This is a genomic window from Corynebacterium kalidii (assembly GCF_022869005.1).
Lineage (GTDB): Bacteria > Actinomycetota > Actinomycetes > Mycobacteriales > Mycobacteriaceae > Corynebacterium > Corynebacterium kalidii.
Window position 1 is genome coordinate 180,493 of record NZ_JALIEA010000017.1, and the last position, 26,319, is coordinate 206,811.

24 protein-coding genes are annotated in these 26,319 nt (G+C 68.9%); 17 read left to right on the top strand and 7 right to left on the bottom strand.

Annotated elements, in window-relative coordinates:
* Window position 1: 1 nt before the first annotated feature.
* Window positions 2-334 (bottom strand): antibiotic biosynthesis monooxygenase family protein, encoded by a 333-nt coding sequence (locus tag MUN33_RS11650; RefSeq protein ID WP_244805080.1) that lies wholly within the window; start codon window positions 332-334, stop codon window positions 2-4.
* Between the two features lie 85 nt (window positions 335-419).
* Window positions 420-2,555 (bottom strand): NAD-dependent DNA ligase LigA, encoded by a 2,136-nt coding sequence (gene ligA, locus MUN33_RS11655; protein ID WP_244805081.1) that lies wholly within the window; start codon window positions 2,553-2,555, stop codon window positions 420-422.
* A 281-nt stretch (window positions 2,556-2,836) separates the two neighbouring features.
* Between ligA and MUN33_RS14105 the strand changes: the two genes are divergently transcribed.
* The 3 genes from MUN33_RS14105 (at window position 2,837) to ilvA (ending at window position 5,370) form a co-directional block, all read left to right on the top strand.
* Window positions 2,837-2,959: a hypothetical protein gene (locus tag MUN33_RS14105; protein WP_255806785.1), complete on the top strand. Its 123-nt coding sequence runs from the start codon at window positions 2,837-2,839 to the stop codon at window positions 2,957-2,959.
* Between the two features lie 149 nt (window positions 2,960-3,108).
* A complete protein-coding gene (locus tag MUN33_RS11660; RefSeq protein WP_244805082.1) occupies window positions 3,109-3,798 on the top strand; it encodes a 3'-5' exonuclease in 690 nt (229 codons plus the stop codon).
* Between the two features lie 36 nt (window positions 3,799-3,834).
* Complete coding sequence (gene ilvA, locus MUN33_RS11665; protein ID WP_244805083.1) at window positions 3,835-5,370, top strand: threonine ammonia-lyase, biosynthetic; 1,536 nt, start codon at window positions 3,835-3,837, stop codon at window positions 5,368-5,370.
* A 4-nt stretch (window positions 5,371-5,374) separates the two neighbouring features.
* Here ilvA and MUN33_RS11670 read toward each other — a convergent pair whose 3' ends face one another.
* A complete protein-coding gene (locus MUN33_RS11670; protein WP_244805084.1) occupies window positions 5,375-6,034 on the bottom strand; it encodes an ACT domain-containing protein in 660 nt (219 codons plus the stop codon).
* A 130-nt stretch (window positions 6,035-6,164) separates the two neighbouring features.
* Here MUN33_RS11670 and gatC point away from each other — a divergent pair, with 130 nt between their 5' ends.
* From gatC to pntB, 9 genes are all read left to right on the top strand, one after another.
* Window positions 6,165-6,470, top strand: coding sequence for an Asp-tRNA(Asn)/Glu-tRNA(Gln) amidotransferase subunit GatC (gene gatC / locus MUN33_RS11675; protein WP_075813130.1), 306 nt, complete (start codon window positions 6,165-6,167; stop codon window positions 6,468-6,470).
* 19 nt (window positions 6,471-6,489) lie between these two features.
* Window positions 6,490-8,004, top strand: a complete 1,515-nt coding sequence (gene gatA / locus MUN33_RS11680; RefSeq protein ID WP_244805085.1) for an Asp-tRNA(Asn)/Glu-tRNA(Gln) amidotransferase subunit GatA — start codon at window positions 6,490-6,492, stop codon at window positions 8,002-8,004.
* 58 nt (window positions 8,005-8,062) lie between these two features.
* Window positions 8,063-8,746, top strand: coding sequence for an NUDIX domain-containing protein (locus tag MUN33_RS14110; protein WP_255806786.1), 684 nt, complete (start codon window positions 8,063-8,065; stop codon window positions 8,744-8,746).
* Between the two features lie 82 nt (window positions 8,747-8,828).
* The gene (locus tag MUN33_RS11690) at window positions 8,829-10,217 is read left to right on the top strand and encodes a DHA2 family efflux MFS transporter permease subunit (protein WP_244805516.1); all 1,389 of its coding nucleotides are present in this window, start codon (window positions 8,829-8,831) and stop codon (window positions 10,215-10,217) included.
* A gap of 18 nt (window positions 10,218-10,235) precedes the next feature.
* Window positions 10,236-11,264, top strand: coding sequence for an ATP-dependent 6-phosphofructokinase (locus MUN33_RS11695; RefSeq protein ID WP_244805086.1), 1,029 nt, complete (start codon window positions 10,236-10,238; stop codon window positions 11,262-11,264).
* A gap of 203 nt (window positions 11,265-11,467) precedes the next feature.
* Window positions 11,468-12,493 carry a bile acid:sodium symporter family protein gene (locus MUN33_RS11700; RefSeq protein ID WP_244805087.1) on the top strand — a complete coding sequence of 342 codons (1,026 nt, stop codon included), beginning with the start codon at window positions 11,468-11,470 and terminating at the stop codon, window positions 12,491-12,493.
* Window positions 12,494-12,504: 11 nt separating this feature from the next.
* Complete coding sequence (gene gatB, locus MUN33_RS11705) at window positions 12,505-14,022, top strand: Asp-tRNA(Asn)/Glu-tRNA(Gln) amidotransferase subunit GatB (RefSeq protein ID WP_244805088.1); 1,518 nt, start codon at window positions 12,505-12,507, stop codon at window positions 14,020-14,022.
* A gap of 357 nt (window positions 14,023-14,379) precedes the next feature.
* Window positions 14,380-15,930: a Re/Si-specific NAD(P)(+) transhydrogenase subunit alpha gene (locus MUN33_RS11710; RefSeq protein ID WP_244805089.1), complete on the top strand. Its 1,551-nt coding sequence runs from the start codon at window positions 14,380-14,382 to the stop codon at window positions 15,928-15,930.
* A 1-nt stretch (window position 15,931) separates the two neighbouring features.
* Window positions 15,932-17,425 (top strand): Re/Si-specific NAD(P)(+) transhydrogenase subunit beta, encoded by a 1,494-nt coding sequence (pntB, locus tag MUN33_RS11715; RefSeq protein ID WP_244805090.1) that lies wholly within the window; start codon window positions 15,932-15,934, stop codon window positions 17,423-17,425.
* Window positions 17,426-17,457: 32 nt separating this feature from the next.
* Here pntB and MUN33_RS11720 read toward each other — a convergent pair whose 3' ends face one another.
* Window positions 17,458-18,519 (bottom strand): glutathione S-transferase family protein, encoded by a 1,062-nt coding sequence (locus MUN33_RS11720; protein ID WP_244805091.1) that lies wholly within the window; start codon window positions 18,517-18,519, stop codon window positions 17,458-17,460.
* Window positions 18,520-18,796: 277 nt separating this feature from the next.
* Between MUN33_RS11720 and MUN33_RS11725 the strand changes: the two genes are divergently transcribed.
* A complete protein-coding gene (locus MUN33_RS11725; protein ID WP_244805092.1) occupies window positions 18,797-20,119 on the top strand; it encodes a DoxX family protein in 1,323 nt (440 codons plus the stop codon).
* Window positions 20,120-20,149: 30 nt separating this feature from the next.
* Here MUN33_RS11725 and MUN33_RS11730 read toward each other — a convergent pair whose 3' ends face one another.
* Window positions 20,150-20,971, bottom strand: a complete 822-nt coding sequence (locus MUN33_RS11730) for a LysE/ArgO family amino acid transporter (RefSeq protein WP_244805093.1) — start codon at window positions 20,969-20,971, stop codon at window positions 20,150-20,152.
* 70 nt (window positions 20,972-21,041) lie between these two features.
* Here MUN33_RS11730 and MUN33_RS11735 point away from each other — a divergent pair, with 70 nt between their 5' ends.
* A complete protein-coding gene (locus MUN33_RS11735) occupies window positions 21,042-21,926 on the top strand; it encodes an ArgP/LysG family DNA-binding transcriptional regulator (RefSeq protein WP_244805094.1) in 885 nt (294 codons plus the stop codon).
* On the opposite strand, the gene MUN33_RS11740 is transcribed toward MUN33_RS11735, so the two are convergent.
* Together MUN33_RS11740 and MUN33_RS11745 are read right to left on the bottom strand one after the other, a co-directional pair.
* Window positions 21,916-22,698, bottom strand: a complete 783-nt coding sequence (locus tag MUN33_RS11740) for an ABC transporter permease (RefSeq protein WP_244805095.1) — start codon at window positions 22,696-22,698, stop codon at window positions 21,916-21,918. The genes MUN33_RS11735 and MUN33_RS11740 overlap by 11 nt on opposite strands.
* On the bottom strand, window positions 22,695-23,672 hold the full coding sequence (locus tag MUN33_RS11745; protein WP_244805097.1) for an ATP-binding cassette domain-containing protein: 978 nt from the start codon (window positions 23,670-23,672) through the stop codon (window positions 22,695-22,697). The genes MUN33_RS11740 and MUN33_RS11745 overlap by 4 nt, the downstream gene beginning before the upstream one ends.
* Before the next feature lie 70 nt (window positions 23,673-23,742).
* Between MUN33_RS11745 and MUN33_RS11750 the strand changes: the two genes are divergently transcribed.
* The 3 genes from MUN33_RS11750 (at window position 23,743) to MUN33_RS11760 (ending at window position 26,318) form a co-directional block, all read left to right on the top strand.
* Complete coding sequence (locus tag MUN33_RS11750; RefSeq protein ID WP_244805098.1) at window positions 23,743-24,546, top strand: TetR/AcrR family transcriptional regulator; 804 nt, start codon at window positions 23,743-23,745, stop codon at window positions 24,544-24,546.
* A 207-nt stretch (window positions 24,547-24,753) separates the two neighbouring features.
* Window positions 24,754-25,785, top strand: coding sequence for a tripartite tricarboxylate transporter substrate binding protein (locus MUN33_RS11755; RefSeq protein ID WP_244805099.1), 1,032 nt, complete (start codon window positions 24,754-24,756; stop codon window positions 25,783-25,785).
* The gene (locus MUN33_RS11760; RefSeq protein WP_244805100.1) at window positions 25,782-26,318 is read left to right on the top strand and encodes a tripartite tricarboxylate transporter TctB family protein; all 537 of its coding nucleotides are present in this window, start codon (window positions 25,782-25,784) and stop codon (window positions 26,316-26,318) included. The genes MUN33_RS11755 and MUN33_RS11760 overlap by 4 nt, the downstream gene beginning before the upstream one ends.
* The last annotated feature ends 1 nt before the right edge of the window (window position 26,319 follow it).

Consider the following 26,319-nt stretch of genomic DNA (forward strand, 5'->3'; position numbering starts at 1 on the left):
CCTACTCTGCGGAGGATGTTCCGGGGGATGCTGCGGCGATCGCCTCGAGGTCGACGACCTCGAACTCGAGCAGCGAGGCACCGGTGGCCACCGGCTTCTTCCCGGTGGCGTGGGCGGCACCGGCCCGCCCGTCGCGCCACGCGGCGAAATCCTCCTCGCTGGCCCACGTGGTCACCACGAAGTAGCGGCTCTCGCCGGCCGTGGGGCGCAGCAACTGGAAGCCCTCGAATCCGGGGGACCCGTCCACGCTGTGGGCCCGGGCCGCGAAGCGGGCCTCCAGCTCGGGACCGGCGTTCTCCGGAACGTCGATGGCGTTGATCTTCACGACGGACATGAAACTCCTCACGGGGGTACGAGGCGACGGGGATGTCGTGCCCGCGAGCCTACCGCGGACACGCACGCACGTGTGCGCGGCCGGCTCAGCCCACCGCCTCCGGGCCTCCGGCGAGCAGTTTCTCGAACCCGGCCTCGTCCAGGACCGGGACACCCAGGTCCTCGGCCTTGGTCAGTTTGGAGCCGGCCTTCTCCCCGGCGACGAGGAAGTCGGTCTTCTTCGACACCGACCCCGAGGCCTTGCCCCCGCGGGACTCCACCGCCTCCTTGGCCTCGGTGCGGTCGAAGTTCGCCAGGGACCCGGTGACCACCACCGTCAACCCCTCGAGGGTCTGCTCGGGAAGGTCGGAGGCCTCCACGATCTGCTCCATCCGCACCCCGGCGTCGGCCCAGGCGTCGACGATCTCCCGGTGCCAGTCGACCGCGAACCAGTCCTTGACCGACTGCGCGATGATGCCGCCGACGCCGTCGATCTCCGCCATGTCCTCCACCGAGGTCTCGCTGATGACGGGAATGGACTGCAGACGGGCGGCGAGGGCCTTGGCGGCCGTGGGGCCGACGTGGCGGATCGACAACGCGGTGATCACCCGCCACAGGTCGACCTTCTTCGCCTCCTCCAGGTTGGCCAGCAGGACCTCGCCCTGCTTGTTCAGGTTCCCGGCCTTGGTGGTGTACGCGCCCGTGGTGGCGAGGGTCTCCGCGGTGAGCGAGAAGAGGTGGCCTTCGTCGGGCAGTACGCCGGAGGCGATGAGGTCGTGGGCTGCACGCTCACCGAGCGCGTCGATGTCGAAGGCGCCCCGTCCGGCGAGGTAGTTCAACCGGTTCTGCAGCTGGCCGGGGCAGTACCGGGTGTTCGGGCAGCGCCAGTCGGCGTCGCCCTCCTTGGTCGGGGACAGCGGGGTGCCGCACTCCGGGCACAGCGACGGGTAGACGTACTCGCGTTCGTCACCGGTGCGCGCGCTCTCCACGGGCCCGAGCACCTCGGGGATCACCTCACCGGCCTTGCGGATCATCGCCCGGTCGCCGAGCCGGACGCCCTTCCGGTGGGCCTCGGTGGCGTTGTGCAACGTCGCCATGGTGACCGTGGACCCGGCGACGTAGGTCGGTGTCATCACCGCGTACGGCGTGGCGCGTCCGGTACGCCCGATCCCCACACGGATGGACTCCACCGTGGTCACCGCCTCCTCCGGCGGGTACTTGTAGGCGATGGCCCAGCGCGGGGCGCGGCTGGTGGCGCCTAAGTCCTGCTGCTCGGCGACATCGTCGATCTTCACCACGAGCCCGTCCATCTCATGCGCCGCGTCGTGGCGGTGCTCACCCCAGTAGGTGACGGCCTCGAGGACCTCCCCGGTGGAGTGGACCTGCCTGGTGTACGGGCTGACCGGGAGTCCCCATGCCTCGATCGCACGGTAGGCGTCGTGCTGGCTGGCGGGCTCGAACCCCTCCCTGGCGCCGATGCCGTGACAGATCAGACGCAGCGGCCGCTTGGCGGTCTCCTCCGGGTTCTTCTGGCGCATCGCCCCGGCGGCGGCGTTCCGGGGGTTGGCGAACATCTTCTTGCCGTCCGCCTGCCGGTCGGCGTTCATCGTCGCGAAGTCCTCGACGGTGATGAAGATCTCGCCCCTGATCTCCACGAGGTCGGGCACGGGGAACTCCGCGGTTCCGGTGAGCACCGCCGGGATGTCGTCGAGCGTCCGGGCGTTGTGGGTGACGTCCTCACCGGTCACCCCGTCGCCACGGGTGAGCGCGAGGCTCAACCGGCCGTCCACGTAGAGGAGGTCGATGGACGCCCCGTCGATCTTCAGCTCGGTGAGGTAGGTGGGTGCGGGAGTACGGGCGAGCCACTCGCGCATCTCCTCGAGGCTGAACACGTTGTCGAGGCTGAGCATCGGCTCACGGTGGTCGACGTTGCGGAACGGCGAGTTCTCCGGGGACGGCGCGACCTCCCGGGTGGGGCTGGGCCCCTGCACGGCCTCGGGGTGGGCGGCCTCGAGCTCCTGCAGTTCGCGCATGAGCGTGTCGAAGTCGGCGTCGGAGATCTCCGGGGCGTCGTAGTAGTAGAGCTCCCGGTGTCGACGGATCTCGGCGGCCAGGCGGGTCCACCGGTCCACGGGTGTCTCTGGAGGTGTCTCGGGCGAAGTCTCAGTCACCGTCGCCAGTGTAGTGAGCACCCCGCACGGAGGGGAGCAGGCCTGGCGAAAGGCCGATTGTTCTGTCGCCATGTGAGTGGCTCCTCACACCACCCCGGTCCACTGTGATCCGCGGCACATACCGCGGGGGTGGGGCTGTCTGCGGTGGACATAACTAGATGGCGAGGGTGGGTGGGCCGTGTCCTGCGATGATCCGGTGAATGTGATGTGGATATCGGGGTGGCCGGACACCGGGAGGGGTGGATCTGTTCACCGGACAAAATCTAGCGTTGGACGCGTCAGAACGAACCCCTCGCAGACCAGCGCAGACCAGCGAACACATCAGATGGCTGCATTTCGGAAAGGACGATCACATGTTCAACCTGCTCAGCCGCGAAGAGATCAACGAGATGGCCTCCGGCGCCAACTACTTCCTCTTCGGTGATGACGAGGCCATCGCGGTCGACACCGTGGAGCACGACGACTTCCTCGTCTAACTCGTCCCCCGCGGCCGGCCCCGTGCCGGCCGCCTCCCCGGAGCCACCTCGCCCGGGCGTACCGCACACACGCCGGTACGCCCGGGCGAGGTGCGTCAGTGCACCGCCACGCGGCGTCCGTGTCCGGCGGGCGTTATAGAGTGGCTGCCATGACGACCGCCGCGCACTTCGACCCGACCCATCTGCTCAGTTTCGATCTGGAGACCACCGGCACGGACCCCTTCACGGCCCGCATCGTGACCAGCGCCCTGATCTCGATCAAGGGTCGGCAGCGCGACGACCTGGAGATGCTCGCGGATCCGGGTATCCCGATCCCGGAGGGGGCGGCGAAGGTCCACGGCATCTCCACCGAGTACGCCCGCGAACACGGGCGCCCGCACGACGAGGTCCTGGCCGAGACCGTCGAACGTATCCGCGCCGGGTGGCGCGACGGTGCGACGGTGATCGTGTACAACGCCGCCTACGACCTCACCGTGCTGCGGAGTCTGGACCCCGGCTTCACGGTGGACGGTCCGGTGGTCGACCCCCTGGTCATCGACAAGGCCAAGGACCCCTACCGGAAGGGTAAGCGGCAGCTGGAGCCGGTGTGCGCCCACTGGGGTGTCACCCTGGACAACGCCCACGAGGCCACGGCGGACGCCCTGGCGGCGGCGCGGGTGGCCTGGAAGCTGGCACGTGCCTACCCGGAGCTCACCGAGATGACCTCGGACGAACTGATGCTGCAGCAGGCGACCTGGCACTACGAGTCGCAGTCGGGACTGAAGAAGTACTTCGAGGACAAGGGGCAGACCGACCGGGCGGCCACGGTGAACACGTCCTGGCCGTTGCAGTCCTCCTGACTCACCGGTGGTGCCCGTTCAGTACGATTGACCACCATGGCTAACTCCGCGACGAAGACCTCGGCAGAATACCTCCGCGACATCGTTGCCGCACCGGTCTACCGGGCGGCCAGGCACACACCGCTGGAAAGCATGGACTCCCTGTCGGAGAAGACCGGCAACCGCGTGCTGGTCAAGCGTGAGGACCTGCAACCGGTCCACAGTTTCAAGCTACGTGGCGCGTTCAACCGGATGTCGCAGCTCACCGGTTGTGCCGGGGTCATCACCGCCTCAGCGGGCAACCATGCCCAGGGGGTGGCGTTGTCCGGCCGTGAGCTGGGCATCCGCTCGGTCATCGTGATGCCGGTGACCACCCCGTCGATCAAGGTGGACGCCGTGCGTGGCTTCGGCGGCGAAGTCGTCCTGCACGGCGGGAACTTCGACGCGGCACAGGGCAAGGCCAAGGAGCTCTCGGAGGCCGAAGGGCTGGTCTATGTGCCGCCCTTCGACAACGAGGCGGTGATCGCCGGCCAGGGCACCATCGGGCTGGAGATCTTCCAGGCGGGTCCGGTCGACCGGGTCTTCGTCCCTGTCGGCGGTGGCGGCCTGGCCGCCGGCGTGGCGGTGCTGCTGAAGGAACTGAACCCGGAGATCCAGGTCATCGGCGTCGAACCCGAGGAATCCGCGTGCCTCACCGCGGCACTGTGGGCCGGTGAGCCCGTCGAGCTGGACCGTGTGAGCCTCTTCGCCGAAGGCGTGGCCGTGCGCAAGATCGGTGCCGAGACTTTCCGGTTGTGCCGGGAGTACCTCGACGAGGTCGTCACCGTGAGCTCCGACGAGGTCAGCGCGGCCATCAAGGACCTCTTCGACGACACGCGGGCGATCGCCGAGCCGGCGGGCGCGGTCTCACTGGCGGGGCTGAAGAAGTACGCCGCCGCCAACGACATCCAGGATGAGACCCTGGTGAACGTGCTGTCCGGGGCGAACCTGAACTTCCACACCCTGCGGTACATCTCCGAACGGGCAGAGCTCGGTGAAGGGGGCGAGGCGATCTTCGCGGTCACCATCCCGGAGCAGCAGGGCGCCTTCGTCGAGTTCTGCGAGGTCCTCAACGGTCGGATGGTCACCGAGTTCAACTACCGTGTGGGAGAGCGGGGCGACGACCGGCGTGCACGGATCTTCGTCGGTGTCCAGCTCAAGGAGGGCGTCACGGAACGCGAGGCGATCGCGGACGCGCTGGCCGGCGCGGGGTACGACGTGGTGGACCTGTCGGACGACGAGATCGCGAAGGAACACATCCGCTACATGATCGGCGGCGTCCCGCCCGCCTTCGTCGACGAGCGGATGTTCTCCTTCGAGTTCCCGGAACACCCGGGCGCGCTGGTGCACTTCCTGGACGTGCTCGGCACGAACTGGAACATCACCGCGTTCCACTACCGGAGCCAGGGGATGGACTACGGCCGGATCCTCGCGGCCTTCGAGGACGCCCGCTCGGCAGACTTCGAGGACCACCTCAGCCAACTGGGCTACCCCTTCACCGAGGTCACCGACAACCCGTCCTACCAGCTGTTCCTCGCGCCCGCGGGGGAGTAGGTGGTCAGCTCAGCAGCGCGCCGAGGATCTGCCCGACCTCCCCGAGGTGCTCGATCTCGGAGAGCAGGAAGTCCGGGCCACCGGGGCGGCCGAGGATCAGGATGAAGTCCGTGCCGGGCAGCGGGGTGGCTGCCAGGGCGGAGTCCATCACCGTCCAGCTCGACGGCACCCAGGCGTCCCGGTCGGTCAGTGCACGGGGCTCGGAGACCGGGGTCTCGGACAGCTCGCGTCCGTCGTCCTCGGGGGCGGAGGAGGACGCGGCCACACGGCGGGTCTTCTCGCCGGACTCCAGGACGACGGCCCACTGCACCGACATTGACTTCGGCAGCGCGTCGATCAGTTTCTGCAGGCTGTCGAGGGCGCGGTGCCGGTGCCGGGCGAGTTCGGCCAGCAGGCTGACCTGGCCGCGTCGGTCGACCGTCCCGGAGAACGGGCGGATCGAGTCGACGAGCACCCCGTCGACCTCCTGTGCCGCGCTGATGAGCGCGTCGGCCAGGCGGCCGGGGGGAAGGTCGACGACGACATCGTCGACGACGGTGCCGTCCGGGTCGTGCTCCACGACGTCCACGCTGCGGATATCGGCGTCGATGGTGCCCAACGTGGCGGCAATGAGCCCGAGGGTGCCGGGGACGTCGGGGAGCCGGACGCGCATCAGATAGGACAAGGTGTACCTCAGCGTAAATCGGAGAGTGGACGCCCCGATTGTAGCGAACCGGGGTGAGCGTAGGTCTTGACCCGGCGTCCTACTAGAGTGGTCGTGGTAAACCCAGCGAACACGAAAAGGGGACCCACCTGTGTCCGAGATCTCCCGTGACGAGGTCGCGCACCTCGCCAGGCTCTCCCGCCTCGACCTGACCGAGGACGAGCTCACCCACTATGCAGCGCAGATTGACGGCATCGTGGAGACGGTCGCCGCCGTCCGCGAGGTCGACACCGCCGGTGTCGAGCCGCTGAGCCACCCGACCCAGAACGTCGACGGTGCCGTATCCGTGATGCGTGAGGACGTCCCCCAGGAGTCCCTCACCGCCGAGCAGGCGCTCGACCAGGCCCCGAAGCAGGCGCAGCAGCGCTTCCAGGTTCCCCGGATCCTGGGCGAGTAGAGGGCGAGACGACAGCGAAATGAGTGAAGTGAACAGCACCACCTACACCGTCGGAACCCGGGACGACTCGGACCTGACGACCTGGACCGCCGCAGAGCTCGCGGAGAAGATCCACGCGGGAGAGGTCAGCTCCGTCGATGCCACCCGCGCGCACCTCGACAGGATCTCCGCGGTGGACGGGGACGTCCACGCCTTCCTGCACGTGGGGGAGAAGGAGGCCCTCGCTGCTGCGGAGCAGGCCGACGAGGACATCGCCGCGGGCAACGCCGCCTCGGCCCTCGCCGGTGTGCCCCTGGCGCTGAAGGACGTCTTCGTCACCACCGACGCGCCGACGACCTGTGCCTCGAAGATGCTCGAAGGCTACATGAGCCCCTACGATGCCACGGTGACCCGGCGTATCCGGGAGGCCGGGATCCCCATCCTGGGTAAGACCAACATGGACGAGTTCGCGATGGGGTCGTCCACCGAGAACTCCGCCTACGGCCCCACGCACAACCCCTGGGACCTCTCCCGGACCGCCGGCGGTTCCGGCGGTGGGTCGTCGGCGGCCCTCGCCGCCGGGATGGCACCGCTGGCCATCGGCACCGACACCGGCGGATCCATCCGCCAGCCCGCCGCGTTGACCAACACCGTGGGTGTCAAGCCGACCTACGGCACCGTCTCCCGTTACGGACTGGTCGCCTGCGCCTCGTCGCTGGACCAGGGCGGCCCGACCGGCCGTACGGTGCTCGACACGGCGCTGCTGCACGAGGTGATCGCCGGGCATGACCCGCAGGACGCCACCTCGTCCGCGCACCCGGTCGCCCCTGTCGTCGAGGCAGCCCGCCGGGGAGCCGACGGTGACCTGAGCGGTGTGACGGTCGGTGTGGTCAAGCAGCTCGAGAACGTCCAGGGCCTGCAGGCCGGGGTGGCCGAGAGCTATCGGGCCTCCCTCGAGCAGCTCACGGCACAGGGCGCCACGATCGTGGAGGTCGACTGCCCCAGCTTCGAGTACGCGCTCAACGCCTACTACCTCATCCTGCCCTGCGAGGTCAGCTCCAACCTGGCCCGTTTCGACGGTATGCGCTACGGCCAGCGCCAGCTCGACGACGGCCACCACTCCGCCGACCAGGTCATGTCCGCCACCCGCGCCGCAGGCTTCGGCCCCGAGGTCAAGCGTCGCATCATCCTGGGTACCTACGCATTGTCGGTGGGCTACTACGACGCCTACTACCTGCAGGCCCAGCGGGTGCGCAACCTGATCGCACAGGACTTCGCCAAGGCATTCGCCGATGTCGACGTCCTCGTCTCCCCGGTGACCCCCACCACGGCGTTCGAACTGGGGGAGAAGGCCGACGATCCGTTGGCGATGTACCTCTTCGACCTGTGCACCCTGCCGCTGAACCTCGCCGGGGTGTGCGGCATGTCCGTCCCGGGTCCGCTGTCCACCGACACCGGTCTCCCGGTCGGCCTGCAGATCATGGGCCCGGCGCACGGCGACGACCGCCTCTACCGCGTCGGTGCCGCCTTTGAGGCGGGCCGCAGCCGGGCGTAGCCACCCGCCTGGCCGTCGCACCCGGATAGCTGCCCGGAAAAAGCGTACCCTGGTCGGCATGACCCAACAGGCACGGCACGGTGACGGGTGGGCGGTCGGCCTTGACGGCGCCCGACGGTGGGGCACGCTCGGCGCGGCGGGCCTCTTCCTCACCACACGGGAAAACGGCACGACACTCCTCCTGGTCCAGCACCGTGCGACCTGGACCAATTTCGGGGGCACCTGGGGTATCCCGGGAGGGGCGGTGGAACCCGGGGAGTCGGCTGTCGAGGCGGCACTGCGGGAGACCCAGGAGGAGACCGGGGTCGACCCCGCCGACGTCCGGGTCTCCGAGCACCTGGTCACCGCGCGCTCCGAGCTCTCCCACGTCCTGGTCCGGGTTCCCCTCAGCGAGGAGGACATGGCGCTGGTCACCCCGGTGACCGACGCCGTCGCGCGGGGTGCGTCACTCCTGGAGGCTGTCCGGACCCACCGGCTCACCCACCCGGACACCGGCTACCCGTTGACGATGACTCTGGCCGGTCAGCTGTGCTGGGAGACCCCCGACACCAGTGTCGGGGAGTGGACCTACACCACGGTGCTGGCCTCGTGCGCGGCGCCGTTGGAGCTCCTCCCGTCGGCGGAAAGCGCCGACCTGGCCTGGTGCCCTCTCGACGAGGTCGCCGAACTACCGTTGATCCCCCCGTTCCGGGAGGCACTTCCCGACCTGCGGGCCCGCCTCGGGGAGCAGTCGCAGGCCTGACATTCCGTCGGGCTTCGTGGCAGACTGGTCCGACGTGACTGACACGAACACCCCGGCGACACCCGACAAGCGGTACCCCACGATGCCGCTGCCGGCGAAGGACGCGTGGCCTGCCCTTTTCGCCCTGTGCACCGGCTTCTTCATGATCCTGCTCGACCAGACCATCGTGGCCGTGGCGACGCCGGTGTTTCAACGCGAGCTGCAGGCGGACTACAACCAGGTCATCTGGGTCACGTCCGTCTACCTGCTCACCTTCGCCGTGCCCCTGTTGGTGACCGGACGGCTCGGTGACCGGTACGGACCCCGCAACGTCTACGCGGTCGGAATGGCGATCTTCACCGCATCGTCACTGTGGTGCGGACTGGCCGGCAGCGTGGAGGAGTTGATCGCCGCACGCGCGGTCCAGGGGCTGGGCGCCGCCCTGCTGACCCCGCAGACCATGGCGGTGATCAACCGCATCTTCCCCCGGGAGAGGCGCGGTTCGGCCCTCGGCGTGTGGGGCGCCACCGCCGGTCTGTCGACGCTGTGTGGTCCGCTGCTGGGCGGGTTGATCACCGGCACGGTCGGTTGGGAGTGGGTCTTCTTCATCAACGTCCCGATCGGTGTGCTGTCCATCATCGCGGTGCTGGTGTGGGTCCCGCGGTTCCCGCCGGCGGCCCGACGGATCGACGTGTGGTCGATCGTCCTGTCGGTGGTGGCGGTGTTCCTGCTGGTGTTCGGCCTCCAGGAGGGCGAGACCATGGACTGGGCATGGTGGATCTGGACGATGATCGGAGTGGCCCTCGTGCTCTTCGTGCTGTTCGTCCGGCAGCAGGTTGTGGCGGAGAAGGCCGGGCGTGACCCGTTGATGCCCCTGAGCCTGTTCCGGGTACGCAACTTCTCCCTGGGCAATATCGGCATCGTCGCCATGGGGTTCACCGTGGCCAGTGTCCCGCTGCCGTTCACCCTGTACTACCAGCAGGCCCACGGGCTCACGCCGCTGGAGGCGGGCTTCATGCTCGCGCCCCAGGCGGCCACGGCGCTGGTGTTGTCGCCGATCGTGGGGAAGATGACCGACAAGTACAGCTCCCGTGGGCTGGGCGCCTCGGGGTTCGCCGTGATGGCGTTGTCGATCGCCGGGATGACCGCGGTCATGGTCTCCGGGGCGGACCACTACTGGACGATCGTCCCGCTGGTGGGCTTGGGCGTCGGTAACGCCCTGGTGTGGGCGCCGAACTCGGCATCGACCATGCGCGACCTCCGGCTGGACCAGATGGGGGCGGGCTCGGGTGTCTACAACCAGACCCGCCAGCTCGGATCCGTCCTCGGTGTCGCAGCGGTCGGCGCGATGATGCAGTGGCGTCTCACCGTCGACGAGCCCGCCACGGCATTCGGCCTGGCCGTGCTCGTGCCGGCCGCGGCGATGGTCGTGGGTGTCACCTCGTCGCTGATGTCGACCAACAACCTGCACCGGTCGCAGACGGGCAGGTAGCTGACTAGGATCGTGGCCATGCGCATCGCAACCTTGACCAGTGGAGGGGACTGCCCCGGACTCAACGCCGTCATCCGCGGTGTCGTCCGTACAGCGGCGGGCCGTGGAGCGACCGTCGTCGGTTACGAGGACGGCTGGCAGGGACTGGTCGAGGACCGCAGGGTCCAGCTCTACGACGACGAGGACATCGACCGTATCCTCATCCGGGGCGGCACGATCCTGGGGACGGGGCGACTGAAGACCGACACCTTCAAGCAGTCGATCGACCTGGTGAAGGAGAACCTCGCCGACGCCGGTATCGACGTCCTCATCGCCATCGGCGGGGAGGGGACCCTCAAGGGGGCGCAGTGGCTGCACCAGAACGGCGTGCCGGTCATCGGCGTACCCAAGACGATCGACAACGACGTCAACGCCACCGACTACACCTTCGGGTTCGACACGGCGGTGGCGGTGGCCACGGACGCCATCGACCGGCTGCACACCACCGCGGAGTCACACAACCGTGTGATGATCGTGCAGGTGATGGGCCGACACGTGGGGTGGATCGCCCTGCACGCCGGCATGGCCGGCGGCGCCCACGACATCCTGATCCCCGAGGTGCCCTTCGACATCGACGAAGTGTGCAAGCGCATGTCCAGGCGGTTCGAGCTGGGGGAGAAGTACGGCATCATCGTCGTCGCGGAAGGGGCCGTCCCCAAGGAAGGGACGTTCGACATCGGTGAACGCGGTGTCGACCAGTTCGGACACCAGAAGTTCGACGACATCGGGGCGAAGATCGCCAAGGAGATCGAGAACCGCCTGGACACCGACGTGCGGTCCACCGTGCTCGGCCACATCCAGCGCGGCGGCACCCCCACCGCCTTCGACCGGGTGCTGGCGACCCGTTACGCCGTGCACGCCACGAAAGCGGCCTTGCGCGGGGAGACCGGCCAGGTCGTGGCGCTGCACGGTGAGCGCATCGAGTTGGTGAGCTTCGACGAGGCGGTCGGGAACCTCAAGGTCGTGCCGCAGCAGCGCATCGACTCCGTCGGCGCGCTGATCGGCTGACCTCCTGCCGGGGCCCGGCACCCGCGGTGGCTGTGGTGCCCGCGGTGACTGTGGCGCCCGCCGTGGCCGACAAATCCGGACCCGCACCACCGGGGGACGGTGGTCCGGTTGTACTGTGACGCTCACCGCACGAAAACACTGCGGTCCCCGGCCATGACCTGAGCCCCGGGGCCACCGCAGACCAGTTCTCCCCGGAAAGCGCCATGCCATCCTCGTCCGCACCCGTCGACCACCCTGATCTCCCTGCCCCCTCCAACCAGGACCGCAGCGCCTACATCGCCTCCCTCGGCTTCCCGCTGCTGGTCATTCTCGGCGGCGTCGTCGGCTTCCTCGGGGGAGCCGACCTGTCTGCCGCGACCTCGGGGTGGACCAACTGGCTGCTCGGCCTGATCATGTTCGGCATGGGGCTGACCCTGCAACCGCGCGACTTCGTGCTCGTCGCCAAGCGGCCGCTCCCGGTCCTGGTCGGCGTCGTCGCCCAGTTCGCGGTCATGCCTCTCGCCGCACTACTGGTGGTGTGGGTGCTGGGACTTCCCTCCGCCATCGCCGCCGGTGTCGTGCTCGTCGGGTGCGCGCCGGGAGGGACCGCCTCGAACGTCGTGTCCTACCTCGCCCGCGGGGACCTCGCGCTGTCGGTGGCGATGACGTCGGTGTCCACGCTGTTGGCACCTCTGCTGACACCCCTGCTGACCTTGTGGCTGGCCGGGCAGTACATGCCGTTGGACGGCGGCTCGATGGCCATGTCGATCGTCCAGGTCGTGCTCGTCCCTGTCGTCGCAGGTCTCGTCTTCCGCTTCCTCCTGCCGTCGGTCATCGCCCGGATACTGCCGGTGCTGCCCTGGACGTCGGTGTTCGCGATCGCCGCGGTCGTGGCGATCGTCGTCTCAGGCAACCGCGACAACCTGCTCGAGGCTGGCCTGCTGGTGCTGGTCGCCGTGGTGCTCCACAATGTCCTGGGCCTCGCGCTCGGGTACGGTGCAGGTCTGGTCTCACGGCAGCCGGTGCAGGTACGTCGGACGATGGCGGTCGAGGTCGGCATGCAGAACTCGGGTTTGGCCGCGGGGCTGGCCGCACAGCACATGGAGCCGATGTCGGCACTTCCGGGTGCGATCTTCTCGGTGTGGCACAACCTCTCCGGGGCGGTGTTCGCCGCCCTGTGCCGGGCGTCCGACGGTCGGGCCGCGCGCAGAGCCGACCGCGCGGGCGACGGTTCACCGGGCATCCACTAGACTGAACCACCATGACTGCCGTGGTGAACGATTACTCCGATGATGTGATGGACTTCGACGAGGTGCTCGAGCGCTTCGACCCCGTGATGGGTATGGAGGTCCACGTTGAACTGGCCACGAGGACGAAGATGTTCTCCGCGTCGTCCGCGGAGTTCGGTGACGCGCCGAACACGAACGTCGACCCGTGCAGCCTCGGACTCCCCGGTGCCCTGCCGGTGGTCAACCGCCAGGGCGTGGAGTGGGCCATCAAGATCGGCCTGGCGCTGAACTGCGAGATCGCCCCGTACTCCCGCTTCGCCCGGAAGAACTACTTTTACCCGGACCAGCCGAAGAACTACCAGATCTCCCAGTACGACGAGCCCATCGCCCACGACGGCTACCTGGACATCGTCCTGGACGACGGTACCGAGTGGCGCATCGAGATCGAGCGCGCCCACATGGAGGAGGACACCGGAAAGCTCACCCACCTGGGTGGCGCCACGGGCCGTATCCACGGTGCCACCGCCTCCCTGGTGGACTGCAACCGTGCCGGCATCCCCCTGATCGAGATCGTCACCAAGCCGATCGAGGGCGCGGGGGAGAGGGCCCCGGAGATCGCCCGCGCCTACGTCACCGCGTTGCGCGACCTGGTCAAGGCCCTCGAGGTCTCCGACGCCCGCATGGACCAGGGGTCCATGCGCGTCGACTCCAACCTGTCGCTGCGTCCGGTGGGGACCACCGAGTTCGGCACCCGTACCGAGACCAAGAACATCAACTCCCTGAAGTCGGTCGAACAGGCGGTGCGCTTCGAGATGCAGCGTCAGGCCGCCTGCATCGTCAACGACGTGGAGATCATCCAGGAGACGCGCCACTACCAGGAGGCCGACGGCACGACCTCGCGAGGTCGCGTCAAGGAGACGATGGCGGACTACCGCTACTTCAACGACCCGGACCTGCCGCCGGTGCTGGCCCCGGCGGAGTGGGTCGAGTCGATCCGTGAGACCCTCCCGGAGATGCCCTGGATCCGTCGTGCCCGTATCCAGGAGGAGTGGGGCCTCAAGGACGAGGAGATGCGCGACCTGGTCAACGCCGGCGCCCTCGACCTGATCATCGCCACCGTCGAGGCCGGGGCCACCGCGGCCGAGTCCCGCAGCTGGTGGGTCGCCTACCTGTCGCAGAAGGCGAAGGAGGAAGGCGTCGACCTGGACGGGCTGCAGATCACGCCGCAGCAGGTCGCCCGGGTCTCCGCCCTGGTGAAGGAGGGCAAGCTGACCAACAAGCTCGCCCGGAAGGCCGTCGACGGCGTCCTCGCCGGGGAAGGTGACGTCGACGAGGTCGTCGCCGCACGCGGCCTGGAGGTCGTCCGCGATGACGGCGCGATCGAGAAGGCGGTGGACGACGCCCTGGCCGCGAACCCGGACATCGTCGAGAAGTACCGTGCGGGCAACAAGAAGGTCACCGGGGCCATCGTGGGTGAGGTCATGAAGGCCACCCGCGGAAAGGCCGACCCCGCACAGGTGAACAAGCTCATCGCGACGAAGCTGGGCTGACGGACGGCCGGGTCGGCCCGCGGGGGTGGGGTTGATCCGGCGTACCAGGGGGCGGATCGTATCGTCACCGAGGTTTCTTTGGGGTGAGAAACGGTGAACTGCTCCGGGAAAGTGACGACGGGGGTGGAATATCGGTCGTTTCGGGGGTGATTATGTGGCGTTATGGGCGAGATTCGGACAAAATCCCGGAACCTCTGTTGGGAAGTCGCCTACAAGTGCATAATAAACCGGACGTTAACAGACGTGTACTTGATGACAGGGTCGACGTCCGGACTCAGCATGGAGTCGCCCGACACCTTCCGGGAGGGGCTCCGCGACGTTCCGGGACGATCGGCCACGCACCAGAGGAGCCCTCCGTTGCTCATAGGTATCCCCCGGGAACCGCAAACCTTGGTCTCTGCGACGCCTGACACTGTCGGGAAGCTGATCAAGCTCGGCTACGACGTGGCCGTCCAGGCCGGCGCAGGAGACGAGGCGAACTTCCCCGACAGCCAGTTCGAGGCCGCCGGCGCCACGATCGTCGATCAGGACGTGTGGTCCTGCGACATCGTCACCACTCTCGATGTCCCATCCGCTGACCAGCGTGCCGCGCTGAAGCCCGGTGCGATGTTGATCTCCCGGCTCGCACCGGCCCGCAACGACGACCTCGTCGCCGAGCTGGCGGCGAAGAACGTCACGGCGATCGCGATGGACACCGTTCCGCGCATCAGCCGGGCACAGTCGATGGACGTACTCAGTTCCCAGGCCAATGTCGCCGGGTACCGTGCCGTGATCGAGGCGGCGAACACCTTCGGGCGCCTGTTCACCGGGCAGGTCACCGCGGCGGGTAAGGTCCCGCCGGCGACGGTCTACGTCATCGGCACCGGTGTCGCCGGGTTGGCGGCGATCGGTACAGCGAACTCCATGGGTGCGGTGGTCAAGGCCACCGACCTGCGCCCCGAGACCGCCGAGCAGGTCGAGTCGATGGGTGCGGAGTTCGTGGCGATCCCCACCGCTGCGGAGAAGTCCGACGACGGGTACGCCAAGGAGATGACCCAGGACCAGGCTGCCGCTGCCGCGAAGCTCTACGCCGAGCAGTCCGCGGCCGCCGACATCGTCATCACCACGGCGAACATCCCGGGGCGTACCTCGCCGGTGCTGCTGACGGCGGCGGATGTGGCGAAGATGAAGCCGGGTTCGGTCATCGTGGACATGGCTGCGGCCAACGGCGGTAACTGTGAGCTCACCGTGCCCGGTGAGGTGACCACCACCGACAACGGTGTGAAGATCATCGGCTACACCGATCTCGCCGGGCGTCTTCCGGCGCAGTCGTCGCAGCTGTACGGGCAGAACGTGGTCAACCTGTTCAAGCTGCTGACCCCGGGTAAGGACGGCCACGTGGTGCTGGATCTCGACGACGAGATCGTGCGTGGCATCACCGTGACCAAGGCGACGGACGGCGACGGTGCCGGTGCGTCCGCCGACATCCTGTGGCCGCCGCCTCCGGTGAAGGTGTCGGCGGCGCCGGCGCCGGCGCCGTCGCCGGCGGCGGAGACCGCGGCGGTCGGGCAGGACGAGGCCCCGGCGAAGTCGTCGCTGCCGTGGAAGCTGCTGGCGGGTCTGCTGGGCATCGCCCTGGTGCTGGTCAGCCCGCTGGAGGTCGCCGACGAGTACATGGTGCTGATGCTCGCCGTGGTGGTGGGCTTCTACGTGATCACCGCGGTGACCCACAAGCTGCACACCCCGCTGATGAGTGAGACCAACGCCATCTCGGGCATCATCCTGGTCGGTGCGATACTCCAGGTCGGTTCGTCGAATATCGCCGTGTCGGTCCTGGCCTTCATCGCCATTGTCGTCGCCTCGATCAACATCTTCGGTGGCTTCTTCGTCACCAGGCGCATGCTCACCATGTTCGAGGGAGGCAACTGACATGAACCAGCTGATTCTCGCGGCCGGCTCGGCCGTCGACGAGGGGGCGTTGGACCCCACTGTCCTGGAATGGACGGACAAGATCACCAACCTGGCGTACATCGTCGCGGCGTTGCTGTTCATCCTGGCGCTGGCCGGTCTGGCCAAGCAGCAGACCGCCTCGCGTGGAAACCGGTTCGGTATGGCCGGTATGACCATCGCCCTGGTCGCCACGATCGTCAAGGCGGTCGTCGCCTCGGAGAACGACCCGGAGTCCTACCGTGGCGCCGTGGTCACCCTGCTGCTGATCGCCGTGGCGATGCTCATCGGTGCGGCCATCGGCATCCCCCGGGCCCGCAAGGTCGAGATGACCGGCATGCCCGAGCTGATCGCCATGCTGCACAGCTTCGTGGGTCTGGCCGCGGTGCTGATCGGTGTGAACTCCTTCATCGAGAAGTCCGGCTCCAGCGAGCCTGTCGCCGGCTTCAACCTCGGTGAGATCTACCTCGGTATCTTCATCGGTTCGGTGACCCTCACCGGGTCGATCGTGGCCTACCTGAAGCTGTCGGGCAAGATCAGCGGTTCGCCGCTGACGCTGCCGGGGCGCAACCTGCTCAACGTCCTGGTCATCGTCGTGTCCCTGGTCGGGATGGGCGTGTTCATCGCCGCAGGTGTCGACAACCCGGCGGTGTCGTGGACGCTGCTGGGCGTGATGCTGGTGCTGTCGCTCGCGCTGGGTGTGCACTTGGTCGCCGCGATCGGTGGTGGCGACATGCCGGTGGTTGTCTCGATGCTGAACTCCTACTCGGGCTGGGCCGCCGCGGCCGCCGGTTTCATGCTGGCGAACCCGCTGCTGATCATCACCGGTTCGCTGGTCGGCTCGTCCGGTGCCTACCTGTCGTACGTCATGTGCAAGGCGATGAACCGTTCGTTCATTTCGGTGATCCTCGGTGGTTTCGGCTCCGAGGCGTCCGCCGGTGACGACCGGGACTACGGTGAGCACACCGAGGTCTCCGCCGAGGAGACCGCCGAGCTGCTCAAGGGTGCCAAGTCGGTGATGATCACCCCGGGTTACGGCATGGCCGTGGCGCAGGCGCAGTACCCGGTGGCCTCGCTGGTGGCGAAGCTACGTGAGCAGGGGGTGGACGTCACCTTCGGTATCCACCCGGTGGCGGGTCGTCTGCCCGGCCACATGAACGTGCTGTTGGCCGAGGCCAAGGTGCCCTACGACATCGTCCTGGAGCTCGACGAGGTCAACGACGACTTCGGTGAGGTGGACGTGGTGCTGGTCATCGGTGCCAATGACACGGTCAACCCGATCGCCGAGGAGCCCGGTTCGCCGATCGCCGGTATGCCGGTGCTGAAGGTGTGGGAGGCCGAGAAGGTCGTGGTGTTCAAGCGGTCGATGGGTTCGGGGTACGCCGGTGTGCAGAACCCGTTGTTCTTCAACGAGAACACCGACATGCTGCTCGGGGATGCCAAGCAGTCTGTCGAGGCGATCACCGCCGCGTTGTAGTTGTCCTGGTGGCGGGGGCCAGGCGCCGGGGCTCAGGCGCCGTCGCCGGGCCGGACGTCCTCCGGCCGCGGTGCGGCCGGTGCGGTCCCCTCGCCGAACGGTGATCCACCGAGCCGCTCACGCCCGTGGGTGGTGAGGAACCCCGCCGGGTCAGGCCCCACGGCCACGACCCCGGTGGGGTTCACGTCTGTGTGGACGATGTAGTAGTGGTCCTTGATCTGACCGAAGTTGGTGGTGTCGCCGAAACCGGGGGTCTGGAAGAGGTCGCGGAGGTAACCCCACAGGTTCGGCCGGCTGGAGATCGTGTAGCGGTTGCACTTGAAGTGCCCGTGGTAGACCATGTCGAAGCGGACCAGCGTGACGAAGAGGTAGATGTCCGCCAGCGTGATGTGGTCGCCGACCAGGTACCGCCGGTTCCCGAGGCGCTCCTCGAGCATGTCGAGGGTGGCGAAGAGCTCCGCGAACGCCTTCTCGTAGGCAGACTGTGAACCGGCGAACCCGCACTTGTAGACGCCGTTGTTCACGGTACGGAACACCCGGTCGGAGATCTCGTCGATCTCGTCCCGCAGCCCGGCGGGGTAGAGGTCGGGCGCGCCGTCCCGGTGCAGGGGCGTCCATTCGGTGACGAAGTCGCGGACCATCGTCCGGAAGTCGTTGGTCACCACCGACGTCGTCTCGACCTCGACGAGGGCGGGGACCGTGATGCCCTTGGGGTAGTCGGCGTAGCGGTGCAGGTAGCAGTCCCGCAGCCGTCCGATACCCAGGACCGGGTCGACGGAGTTGACGTCGAGGTCGAAGGTCCAGGACTTCCAGTCGTGGGTGGGGCCGGCGAGCCCCAGCGACAGGGGCGCGGGCTGGTCGGGATCGCCGGCGCCGTCAAGCCCGAGGAGACGGCGGACGATCACCGCACGGTGTGCCCACGGGCACGCCCGCGCGGCGACCAGACGGTAGCGTCCGGCCTCGACGGGCCAGGGGTGGCCCTGGCCCGACGCGGTCGTCGCCGGGTCGAAGCCGGAGGGGTCGGCGACGACCCGGTCGTCGATGTAGTTCATGTCCCTGTTGAAGCCTTCGGCGCCGCTGGCGACGTAGCCCATGGTGACCTCCTGGAGTCGTCTTTCGGTTGCTGTCTGTCTCTGCCAGTGTCTGCCAGTGTCTGTCAGTGTCTGTCAGTGTCTGTCTCTGTCCGGGGCCGACTGCGGGGGCCGGAGACCGCCGGCAGCCGGTAGGAGGCGACATACCGTGTTCCTACGCTGTCGTGCCCGGGTTCTAGCTTAGGCTTGACGCACGTATCCATGCGGAAACGAGCACACAGACCAGCACGAGATCCGGCGCCAGAGGTCACCACGCCGGCGGCGCAGAAGGTGGGAGACCATGGGATTGTTTGACCGCACACCGGGTAAGTCGGGCAAGTCGGGCGCGTCGGGTGACGACGCGTCGACGACTCCGTCCGGCCGGGTGGACCACGGGGACGACGACCTGTTCGACGCCATCGACGCGGCGGACGGCATCGACGTTCCGGACGTGACACGTCCGCTGGACGTGCCGCGGGCGGAGACCCCCGCGCACCCGGAGCCCACGGAGCCTGCAGAGGTCTCGGCGGTGGCCGACCACGGTGACGATCAGGCGCCGGAGGGCGAACCGGACCCGGCGGACCCGGCGGACCCGGCTGACCCGGCTGACCCGGCTGACGCGACAGACCTGACGGACCCGGTCAGTCCCGCGAAACCGAAGCGTGACATCTACGCGGTGTCCGGGCGTGCGCGCCCGCAGCGCATCGAGCCGCGTTCCGCGGAGCCGGTGCGACCCCAGGAACCGGCCGACGACACGAAGACGGAGGTCTTCGGTGCCGCAGGCGTCGACCCCGCCTACACCGGGGCGAACCCCGGGGCAGACGACCAGAACCAGACCCTCGTGTTCGGCGGCCAGGCCGGGGCGTCGGGGCGAGCCACCTACGGCACGGACGGCACGGTCGGAACGGTCGGCACGGACGGCACGGGGGCCCCGTCCGCGGCGGCAGGTGACGGCCAGGAATCGGCCGAGACGTCGGTCTTCGCCGTCGGGCCGGCAGGAACCCGGCCGGCGGAGGACGCCCCGGTCACCACACCGGTGTCACCGGTGTTCCCCGACGATCCCCGTACCGACGCCGACCCGGCCGCGGCGGACACGCCGGCCGGGGACCCGCGTCGGGGGACCCTGGACTTCGGTCTGTTCCTGTTGCGTGTCGTCATCGGCGGACTCCTCGTGGTCCGTGGTCTGCAGACGCTGTTCGCCTTCGGTGGGGACCCCGGTATCAGCGCCCTCGAGCAGACGCTGTCGGCGTATAGCGTCGCCGACATCCTGGCTGTCGCCCTGCCGGTCGCGCAGATCGTCGCGGGCGGGCTGCTGGTCTTCGGGCTCCTCACCCCGGTGGGTGGCGCGCTGACCGTGGCGGTCGCGGGGTTCCTGGCGCTGCACAACGTCTCGCTCTGGGATTCGGGCTACTGGCCCTACACCCTCAGCCCGCAGGTGCAGTACTGGGGGCTGACGGGGCTCGCCGGACTGGTCCTGACGTTCACGGGGCCGGGCCGGTACTCCGCCGACGTCTCGCGGGGGTGGGCCACACGCCCGCTGGCCTCGGCATGGGTCTTCTTCGTCGTCGGGCTTGCCGGTGCTGCGGGACTGTGGCTGGCGGTCGGCGGGGGAAGCCCGTTCTGACCCCAGTGGCGGGGGGATGACGGCGGCCGGTCAGCCCAGTGCCAGCCGTGCGGCCATGCCGATCATCAGCAGGCCGATGCCCAGGTTGATCCAGCGCCACACCCGCGGGCTGGACAGGGGGCGGCTCAGCAGCCGGGCACCGTAGCCGACCACGAGGAAGAACAGGGTGGAGCCGACGAGTGCCCCGGTGGTGAAGATCCACCGCCCGGCGTCGTCGTACTGGTTGGCCATGGTGCCGAAGACGACGATGCCGTCGACGTAGGCCGCCGGGTTGAGGAAGGTCACCGCCATCGCGGTGGGGAGCGCGGCGAGGGCGAGGGTGCGTCCCTGCTGGTTCTGCCGGTTCTGCCGGCGCTGGCGTTGCAGGCTGCGGACCCGGACGGTCCGTGTCGCCGTGGCGACCTGACCACCGGCGCCGGTGCCGGTGTCGGGGACAGTGTCGGCGACAGGGGTGGACGTGTCGGTGTCGTCGGCGTCGTCGGTGTCGTCGGCGTCGTCGTCCGGAGTCGGGCCGCTGTCGATTCCGCGGGGGTTTTTGACGTCGCGTAGGCACGTCGTGGCGAACCAGAGCAGGTAGGCCACCCCGCCCCACCGCAGGATCTCCAGCAGGACGGGGAGTCGGTCGGTGACCACGCCGACGCCGGCGGTGCCCAGCGGCAGAAGGATCAGGTCGCCGAGGATGAAGACGCCGACCACCAGTGCCAGTCCGTGGCGTCGGACGCCCTGTTTGAGCAGCACGATGTTCTGCGGGCCGACGGCGGCGATGACCGAGAGCTGGAACACCAGGCCGGCGAGCGCGATGTGCAGCACCGGGAGGTTCGAGAAGGCGGGGGTGAGACTGTCGTTGACCACGACGCAGAGCCTAGGAACCGGCCGTGGTGAAGACAAGAAAGATATTCTTCTGACAGCTAAGATGTGCTTCATGATGCCACGTCACATGGATACGCTGCTGCTCGTCGTCGACGAGGGGAGCTTCGAGGCGGCGGCGGCGCGGCTGGGTGTCAGCCCGTCGGCGGTCAGCCAGCGGATCAAGGCCCTGGAGTCCGACGTCGGCCGGGTCGTGGTCCGGCGTACCTCACCGGTCGGGGTCACCGACGCCGGGGAGGTCCTGGTGCAGACCGCGCGGCGGATGCGCCTGCTGGAGTCGGAGACCGACGACCGGCTGCGGGGACGCGTCAGTGAGCGCCCGGTGAGCGTGGGGGTCAACGCGGACTCGCTGGCCACCTGGTTCCGGCCCGTCCTGCGCCACGTCGCCGAGGCCGGCGGCATGTCGCTGGAACTCAACCTGGAGGACGAGCAACGTTCCCTGGCGATGCTCCGCCGGGGCGACTGCATGGGCGTGGTCACCGCCGAGGCGGAACCGGTCGCCGGGTGTGTCGTCGAGGCCCTCGGCACCCTGGCCTACTGGCCGGTGGGGTCCCCGGGGCTCGCCGGTGAGCTCGCCGAGGGCCTGGCCGGACGTGGCGACGAGGCGTGGGCGTCGTTGCCGTTGCTGGTCATCGGACCCCACGACCGGATGACCGACAGCGTGCTGGGGCCACGGGGTGTGGCGACGCGTCCGGACCGCCGGGTCTCACGCATCCCCAGCTTCGAGGGGCTCAACGACGCGGTGGTGGCCGGGCTCGGGTGGACGCTGGTGCCGGTGGCGGCGGCGTCGCCGTACGTGGAGGCGGGCACGATGGTGCGGCTGGCCGAGGACGTCGTCCGGGTGCCCCTGTACTGGCAGCACTGGCGCCTGGAGTCCGACACCCTCGGCGTCCTCACCGACGCTGTGCACGCGGCCGCCGCCGTCGGCCTCACCTCCTGAGGGTGCGGTAGGCCCGGGCCGACAGCGGCAGGAAGACCGCCACCAGCGCCAGTGGCCACAGCACGGCCGCCAGGACGGCATGGTCGGCGAGTACGCCTCCGGAGAAGCCGACGGGGTTGCCGAAGAGGTCGCGGGCGGCCGTGGCGGTGGCGGACACCGGGTTCCATGTGGCCAGCGGCGCTAGCCAGGAGGGCATGTACTCGGGGGAGACGAAGGCGGTCGACAGGAAGCCGACCGGCCACACCAGCACCTGGACCATGGTCGTGGCCCCGGCGTGTCGTCCGACCGTGAGTCCCAGGTAGATCCCGATCCACAGCACGGCGAACCGGAACCACAGCAGCAGGGCCACGGCCAGGGCCGCGTCACCGACGCTTCCGGTGACGTGCCACCCCAGCAGGAGTCCGCCGCCGAGCAGGACGGCCAGCTCCACCGCCGAGGTGATCATGTCGGCCCCCACCCGGCCGACGGCGACCGAGGCGTCCCCGATGGGCAGTGAGCGGAAGCGGTCGGTGATGCCCTTCTTCGCGTCGGCGGCCATGGCGAGCGTCGTCGCCTCGACGCCGAACATCATGGTCAGCGCCATCATGCCGGGAAGCAGGAAGTCGATGTAGTCCCCGCCGCCCGGTAGCGTGATCGACCCGCCGAAGAGCAGGGAGAACATCAGCAGGAGCATCACGGTGAACATGATGTTGAAGACCGGGGTGAGTGGCTGTCGGCGCCAGTGCCGCAGTTCCCGGGAGGTCAGGACCAGTCCGGCGGTGACGCTGTTCATCGGTTCTCCTTCGGGGAGGGGTCGGTGACGGAGAGGAAGACGTCGTCGAGGGTGGGGCGGCGCAGTGCGATGTCGGTGGGTGTCAGGGCCGCGGCGTCGAGACGACGGAGGATGTCGACCATGGTCCCGGTGCCCCCGGGCGCGGGCATGCTGGCGTGCAGCCCGTCGGGTGACTCGGTGACCGACAGTGCGGTCCCGGCCGGGCCGGCGGGAAGGACGTCGGTGACCTGGGTGCGGGTCACGTCCGGGGCGAAGGTGACGTCGACGCGGTCGCCGCCGTGGCGGCGTTTGAGGTCGGCGGGGGTGCCTTCGGCGATGACCCGGCCGGACGCCATGATCGAGACGCGGTCGGCCAGGCGGTCGGCCTCCTCCAGGTACTGGGTGGTCAGCAGGACGGTGGTGCCGGTGTGTGCGGCCTGCCGGACGGCCTCCCAGACGTCCGTGCGTCCGCGCGGGTCGAGGCCGGTGGTGGGCTCGTCGAGGAAGAGCACCTCGGGATGCCGGATGAGGGCGACGGCGATGTCGAGGCGTCGACGCATACCACCGGAGTACCCGGCGACCGGCCGGTCGCCGGCGTCGGTGAGGGAGAACTGCCCGAGGAGTTCATCGGCCCGCCGACGGGCGTCGTGACGTCGGAGCCCCAGGAGCCGGGCGAACATGACGAGGTTCTCGCGGCCGCCGAGGACCTCGTCCACCGCGGCGTACTGGCCGACCAAGCCGATGCGTGCGCGTACCGCGGCGGCGTCCCGGACGTCGGTCCCCGCCACGTGGGCGGTGCCGGCGTCCCGGCCGGTCAGGGAGGTCAGGGTGGTGAAGACGTGGACGGCGGTGGTCTTGCCGGCGCCGTTGGGCCCGAGCAGGCCGTGGATGCTGCCGGCGGGGACGGAGAGGGTGAAGTCGTCGAGTGCCCGCTGGTCACCGTAGGTCTTGACCAGGTGTTCTGCGTGGACTGCGGGTGGGGAGTCTGAACTCACCAATAACTCCTAACGGTGTACGGTGTTGAGGGGAGTGATTAACGTACGCTGTTCGGAGTAGGCTGTCAACATGGACACCGACAACAACCGGGAATCCGACCGGATGCTCCGACTGGTCTGGCGCCACCGCCTGGGGGAGGAGGCGGGTCGGCGCGGCCCCCGCAAGAAGTGGTCCGTCGATGAGGTCGTCGACGCCGCCATCGAGGACGCCGACGCCGCCGGCACCGCCGGGGTCGAGGCGGTCTCCATGCGCAAGATCGCGGAGAAACTGCATACCTCGGCCGCCAGCCTCTACACCTACATCCCCGGCCGCGACGAACTGCTCGGCCTCATGGTCGACCAGGTGACCGGCAGGGCCGAGCTCCCCGTGTTCGACGGCCCCGCCACCTCGGCGACGGTCGTCGTCGAGCGGCTGCGGGAGCTCTCCCGGGTCGCCTGGGAGGAGATCCACCGGCACCCGTGGTTGCTCAGTGCACAGCGCCACCGGCCGCTGATCGGACCGAACGTCTCGGAACGGTATGAATGGCAGCTCGCGGCGCTGGACGGGTGCGGACTCGACGACGTGGCCATGGACCACACCGTGGCGCTGGTGGAGTCCCATGCCGTCGCCAGCGCCGCGGCCAGCGTGAACGCCCGCGAACTCGCCCGAACCTCCGGCCAGAGCGACGTCGAGTGGTGGCAGGCCAACGAGCCGGTCCTCTCACAGGTCATGCGCGGCGACGAGTTCCCGGTCTCCGGGCGCGTCGGCTCGGCGGTGGGGGAGAGATACCAGGCCGTCACCGACCCGGACGCGGTCTACCGCTACGGCCTCGAGGTCATCCTCGACGGCGTCCGGGCGCGGCTCGCCGGGTCCGGTGGCGCCGACGGCGTCTAACCGCCCCGGGACGGGTCCTGCGCTTTTGTCGGGTGAACACTTTGCTGCGATGATTGAGGGCGTCCACGGACCGGCCTCGCCTGACCCCGCCGTGCACACCGCCGCGTCGGCGGCGTGCACCACACCGGTGCCCGGCGGAGTCCGGTACCACTGTCATCCGAACCACGCGCCCCGGCTCCTTCCCCCGGGGCCTGTGAAGGAGCTCCAATGAATCAGCCCACGGCCGCAGAACCCCCGGGGCAGGCGAGACCCCGGTCACGCACGGTCGGCACCGCGGTCTTCGCCGTCATCGCGGTCATCGTCATCGGGACGGCGTCCTTCTTCTCGATCCGGTCGGCCTCGGGCGGCACGGACGTCCGAGGCAACATGTCACTGATCGCTCCGGCTGCCGCCGGCGGTGGCTGGGACACGTTCCAGCGTGAGCTGCAGCAGACGCTGAGAACCAACGGGATCGTCAACAACGTCCAGGTCGTCAACGTGCCCGGGGCGGGCGGCACCATCGGCATCGGTGTCCTCGCCCAGCAGCCGGAGGCCAACAACCTCATGGTGGGTGGTTCCGGCCACATCACCGCACAGGTCCAGTTCGGCACCCCCTCCAGGATCCAGGACGTGACCCCGGTGGCCAAGGTGCTCGAGGAGTACGACATCATCGCCGTCCCCGCCGACTCGCCCTTCGAGTCGATGGACGACGTCACCGAGGCGTGGACGCAGGACGCCGGCTCGCTGGCCTGGACCGGGGGAGGCTCCTTCGACCAGCTGGTGATGACCGACATCGCGCTGGAACTCGGTGTCCCCGTCTCCGAGACCACCTACATCCCCTCGGACGGTGGCGGTGAGGCCATCCAGGCCCTCCTCAACGGCACGGCGGACATCACCGCCGGTGGTTTCGCCGACATCTACCCGCAGGTCGAGTCCGGCCGGCTGCGGGTGCTGGGCGTCGTCGCCGAGGAGCGCCTCTCCGGTAGCCCGGAGATCGAGGCGATCCCGACCCTCACCGAGCAGGGGCTCGACGTGACCATCACCAACTGGCGTGTCCTGTTCGCCCCGCCCTCCGCCAGCGACGAGGACGTCGAGGAACTCCGCGAGATCGTCGCCGAAGCCGTCGAGACCCCGGAATGGCAGGAGACCGTGGAACGCAACTACTGGCGCGAGGCACCACTGGAGGGCGAGGAGCTCGACCAGTACGTCCAGTCCGAGACGGACCGGATCACCACCCTGTTCGAGGAGATGGGACGATGACCACCACAAGCGACACCGCGGAACCGCGGACGACGACACCGGTCGGTGCGGGCACGGTCTGGGCCGGCAGGTCCGGGCTGGTCATGCCCGTCGTGATCGCCGGATTCAGCCTCTTCCTCATCATCGGCTCGATGTCCATGGACGCCGCCGACGCGGCCTTCCCCGGCCCGGGGTTCTTCCCGACCCTGATCGGGGTCATCGGTCTCGTCCTGGCGACGGTGATCGCCGTGGGCATCATCCGCCGCCCGGAGCACGTCGAGGGCGCGGCCGAGCAGACCACGCGCTTCCACTCGGACTTCCCGGCCCTCGGGTGGACGGTCCTGGGCTTCCTCGCCTTCGCTGTCCTGTTGCCGTGGCTCGGCTGGATCCTCGCCTCCGGACTGCTGTTCTGGTGCGTGGCCCGCGGGTTCGGCTCCCGCCGTCCCGTGTTCGACATCCTGGTCTCACTGTTCATGGGGTCGGTGGCCTACCTCGCCTTCGACGTGGCGCTCGGCCTGAGTCTCCCCTCGGGCATCATCGGCGGGGGGGTCTGAC

Excerpts from the sequence above, each read along its gene's own strand:
- MUN33_RS11735 (WP_244805094.1), top strand. The coding sequence starts at position 21,042 with ATGATGCCACGTCACATGGATACGCTGCTGCTCGTCGTCGACGAGGGG.
- MUN33_RS11725 (WP_244805092.1), top strand. The coding sequence starts at position 18,797 with ATGGGATTGTTTGACCGCACACCGGGTAAGTCGGGCAAGTCGGGCGCG.
- ilvA (WP_244805083.1), top strand. The coding sequence starts at position 3,835 with ATGGCTAACTCCGCGACGAAGACCTCGGCAGAATACCTCCGCGACATC.
- MUN33_RS11720 (WP_244805091.1), bottom strand. The coding sequence starts at position 18,519 with ATGGGCTACGTCGCCAGCGGCGCCGAAGGCTTCAACAGGGACATGAAC.
- MUN33_RS14110 (WP_255806786.1), top strand. The coding sequence starts at position 8,063 with ATGACCCAACAGGCACGGCACGGTGACGGGTGGGCGGTCGGCCTTGAC.
- MUN33_RS14105 (WP_255806785.1), top strand. The coding sequence starts at position 2,837 with ATGTTCAACCTGCTCAGCCGCGAAGAGATCAACGAGATGGCCTCCGGC.
- MUN33_RS11700 (WP_244805087.1), top strand. The coding sequence starts at position 11,468 with ATGCCATCCTCGTCCGCACCCGTCGACCACCCTGATCTCCCTGCCCCC.
- MUN33_RS11760 (WP_244805100.1), top strand. The coding sequence starts at position 25,782 with ATGACCACCACAAGCGACACCGCGGAACCGCGGACGACGACACCGGTC.
- gatB (WP_244805088.1), top strand. The coding sequence starts at position 12,505 with ATGACTGCCGTGGTGAACGATTACTCCGATGATGTGATGGACTTCGAC.
- MUN33_RS11660 (WP_244805082.1), top strand. The coding sequence starts at position 3,109 with ATGACGACCGCCGCGCACTTCGACCCGACCCATCTGCTCAGTTTCGAT.
- MUN33_RS11690 (WP_244805516.1), top strand. The coding sequence starts at position 8,829 with ATGCCGCTGCCGGCGAAGGACGCGTGGCCTGCCCTTTTCGCCCTGTGC.
- ligA (WP_244805081.1), bottom strand. The coding sequence starts at position 2,555 with ATGGCGACAGAACAATCGGCCTTTCGCCAGGCCTGCTCCCCTCCGTGC.
- MUN33_RS11650 (WP_244805080.1), bottom strand. The coding sequence starts at position 334 with ATGTCCGTCGTGAAGATCAACGCCATCGACGTTCCGGAGAACGCCGGT.
- MUN33_RS11740 (WP_244805095.1), bottom strand. The coding sequence starts at position 22,698 with ATGAACAGCGTCACCGCCGGACTGGTCCTGACCTCCCGGGAACTGCGG.
- gatA (WP_244805085.1), top strand. The coding sequence starts at position 6,490 with ATGAGTGAAGTGAACAGCACCACCTACACCGTCGGAACCCGGGACGAC.
- MUN33_RS11755 (WP_244805099.1), top strand. The coding sequence starts at position 24,754 with ATGAATCAGCCCACGGCCGCAGAACCCCCGGGGCAGGCGAGACCCCGG.
- MUN33_RS11750 (WP_244805098.1), top strand. The coding sequence starts at position 23,743 with ATGGACACCGACAACAACCGGGAATCCGACCGGATGCTCCGACTGGTC.
- pntB (WP_244805090.1), top strand. The coding sequence starts at position 15,932 with ATGAACCAGCTGATTCTCGCGGCCGGCTCGGCCGTCGACGAGGGGGCG.
- MUN33_RS11695 (WP_244805086.1), top strand. The coding sequence starts at position 10,236 with ATGCGCATCGCAACCTTGACCAGTGGAGGGGACTGCCCCGGACTCAAC.